The organism is Anaerotignum lactatifermentans DSM 14214, from assembly GCF_900142265.1.
Classification (GTDB): Bacteria; Bacillota; Clostridia; order Lachnospirales; family Anaerotignaceae; genus Anaerotignum; species Anaerotignum lactatifermentans.
In genome coordinates this window covers 1-3,014 of the sequence record NZ_FRAH01000132.1, presented here as the reverse complement: position 1 = coordinate 3,014, position 3,014 = coordinate 1, and the positions used below count along the sequence as shown (strand labels likewise).

Genomic DNA, 3,014 nt, shown 5'->3' with positions numbered 1-3,014 from the left:
ATCATAGAAGAATCTTATTTACAGACTTTTCTTCATACCCTCTCAAACAGCAACGCAATGCCTTCTTCGCTTGCTAATACATCGCCTTCATTGATGGTAAACTTTGTACCCGCTTCTGCCGTTACTGCGGGTTTTCCTTCAGAAAGAGTAGGCTGTTCAGAAATATCTGCATATTCTACTTGACTGGTTGTACCACGCACATGCAGTTTACCTGTTTGATTCTTAATCTGAACACCTGTTTTTTCAACATTATCTACCCAAACGCGAATATCTCCAACATCGCCCTTGTAAATACTCATGTCCAAAGTCTGATTCAAAGCTTCACCAACATTGAACTGGTCACTGATAACTTTGGAACCGTCCGCTTTTGTGAATTCTACACGAACAGGATCTTGGTTCGTAGCTGGAACTAATTTATAAACGTGATCAGATACTCCATCATAAGGTTCGACTGTCCAAGTTTTACCACTATCGCTTTCTTTAAAAGTAATCTTTCCTGCATCAGTTATTCCTTTAGGCAAATCGAAAATAAATCCTGGTTCGGGCAAAGAATTGCTTGTCTTAATATGTCCTTCGTCATCAACTACAGTACCTTCATAACCATCTTCACCGCCCATGTAAATAGTCAGATCTGCAGGTGTAACTGTCAGATAATATACACCTGTTGTCACAAAATACAGCGCATATGCCTGACCCGGAGTCAATCCATTTAAGGTAATATCAATATTTTCTTTATTTTCCAGTTCAACAAAAGTCACATCACTTGTAACTGTTGTCCCATCCTCACTAACAGGAACATATGCCACATATAAACCAATGCCTTTATAAACACTGTATGGTCTGTTTACTGTAAAATGGAAATCACTAGATTCTTGAGTACGGAACCAAAGCCCACTACCCGCAATTTGCCATACTTCATTTTTTTCTTGACCTTTTGCTGTAGCAGCTCCCTGCACACTATTCTTCAAAGTGCTGTTCGGCTGACCAAGTGATACAGCAGGATAAGTATCATCTAATGTGATAGTGCCAAAACTCAAATAAACAGATTTCTTTCCCTGCAATACATCGGAAGCAATAAAAATATTTTCATTCGCATCTTTTGCAGAGCCACCGGTTGCAGAAATCTGATAGCTCGTACCATTATCGCTAATCGTACCACCATTCAGTTGCACAATGGATTCACCAGTTACTGTGTATTTAACGCCAGACGTGTTATTTGAAATGGTGCCGCCATTCATAATAAACTGAACACCTTTATATTCAGTTTTCCCCGTTACTTCTACACCGACATTATTCTTTTCAATAGTACCACCATTCATTGTAAACAAGGAGCCATTATTAACGCGCACAGCAACACCGCTACCCAATAAAGCTGCTGATTTTGTGCCGGAAATCACTGCGCCTTCTTCCATGACAACTTCTGGACGACCACCGCTCTGATTTGCAATATAAATTGCAGTACCTTTATTGTTAATGATATGTCCTCTGATTGTATATCTGGAACCGTTATTGGTATACAATACCTGTCCATCTTTCCAACCATCTTCCGATACACAATCTTTTACCACACCAGTAAGACCAATTTCAATATGCCCATACCAGGAACGCATAACAGGGTTATTTTCAACATTACTTACAGTACCGTTGATCAACGCTTTGTGTTGATAATCATTATTAAAGTCATCCATATATACAGCAGAAATTCCTTTGATATTATCAATGGTGGCTCCATCTTTCATATCTAAATCACTGCCATACATACCAACAACAGAACCTTGACTTGCATTAACATTGAAATCTTTAACCTGGCAATCAGCTTTCAATACGATATCAGAATCTCCACGTCCGTGAACTGCTATACCAGTATTTCCCTGCCACATATCTTTATCCGCTTTGATATTAGAAATGATACCATCAATGTCAGCACTGCCACCATCTACATAAAACGCACGACCAGTTACATCGTAAATTTTTGCGTCTTTTTCCATATCTACATGAGTTCCCTGAACCCATACTGCACCAGCAGAACCGTTGCTACCTGTATCACCTTTAATTCTATCAGTAACAGTATCGTCGCAGATTTTAGAACCGCTTTCCATGGTCAATGTCGCTCCGCCCGTTACACGGACAGCAGACATACCCCCGAAGTTTTTCAGAACAGCACCTTCGCCGAGAATAATTTCAGCAGTATCATTACCATTTCCATAGCCTGCTACAATGGCATCCTGAACATACTTGACGTTATCTTTTACTTCACCTTCAGGAACATCTCCGCTAATCGCCTGTGCAAAAACTTCCCCTTCATGTTTACCAGCATCATCCAAGAAGATATTTTCCAATCTCAATGTTACACCTTTTCCCTGTGGTGCTGTCACTTCAATCATCGCAGGATTATATGTACTTCTTGCATCATCCTGAATTGTTTTAAAATCCTCTCCACGAGTGATTGTATTACCATTCCCATTGATGGTAATGTTTTTATGAACTTCTGCCTCGTCGGTAATACGTGCACATTCTGTTGCATCAATATCATTCAACAATTCAATAGTAATGTCTGTTTCTTGACTTTTGTTTGCCTCAGCAACCGCAGCTGCCAAGGAATCATAATCTCCGTTTTCACCAACAGTTAAAGTATCTCCTGCTTTGGGTGCTCGCAAAGGCATTTCTTCTACTTCACATTCCCCTTCATGATCAGAAGGCAGAATACAGCCATCTTCATGTTCTCTTTCTGGCTGTTCATCTTCTGTCTTTTCTGCTGGTGCTGTCACGCAGTCACCCTCATGATCGGGAGCCAATGTGCAGCCGTCTTCGTGCACGCTTTCCTGTTCTGTCACACAATCTCCTTCATGATCAGGAGCCAGTATGCAGCCTTCTACATGTACTTTTTCCGGCTGGGTTTCTTCTACATTTTCTGTCGGTGTGGATCTATATTAAAAAAGTGGACACATAAAGTAACTATCTATTACAATAAAGTAGACACCAAAAGGAGGTATTTACATGTCAACAAACAGCAA

At 40.3% G+C, this 3,014-nt stretch carries 1 protein-coding gene; it reads right to left on the bottom strand.

Annotated elements, in window-relative coordinates:
• Positions 1-32: 32 nt before the first annotated feature.
• The gene (locus BUB35_RS17970; RefSeq protein WP_143185509.1) at positions 33-2,768 is read right to left on the bottom strand and encodes an autotransporter outer membrane beta-barrel domain-containing protein; all 2,736 of its coding nucleotides are present in this window, start codon (positions 2,766-2,768) and stop codon (positions 33-35) included.
• Positions 2,769-3,014: the final 246 nt, after the last annotated feature.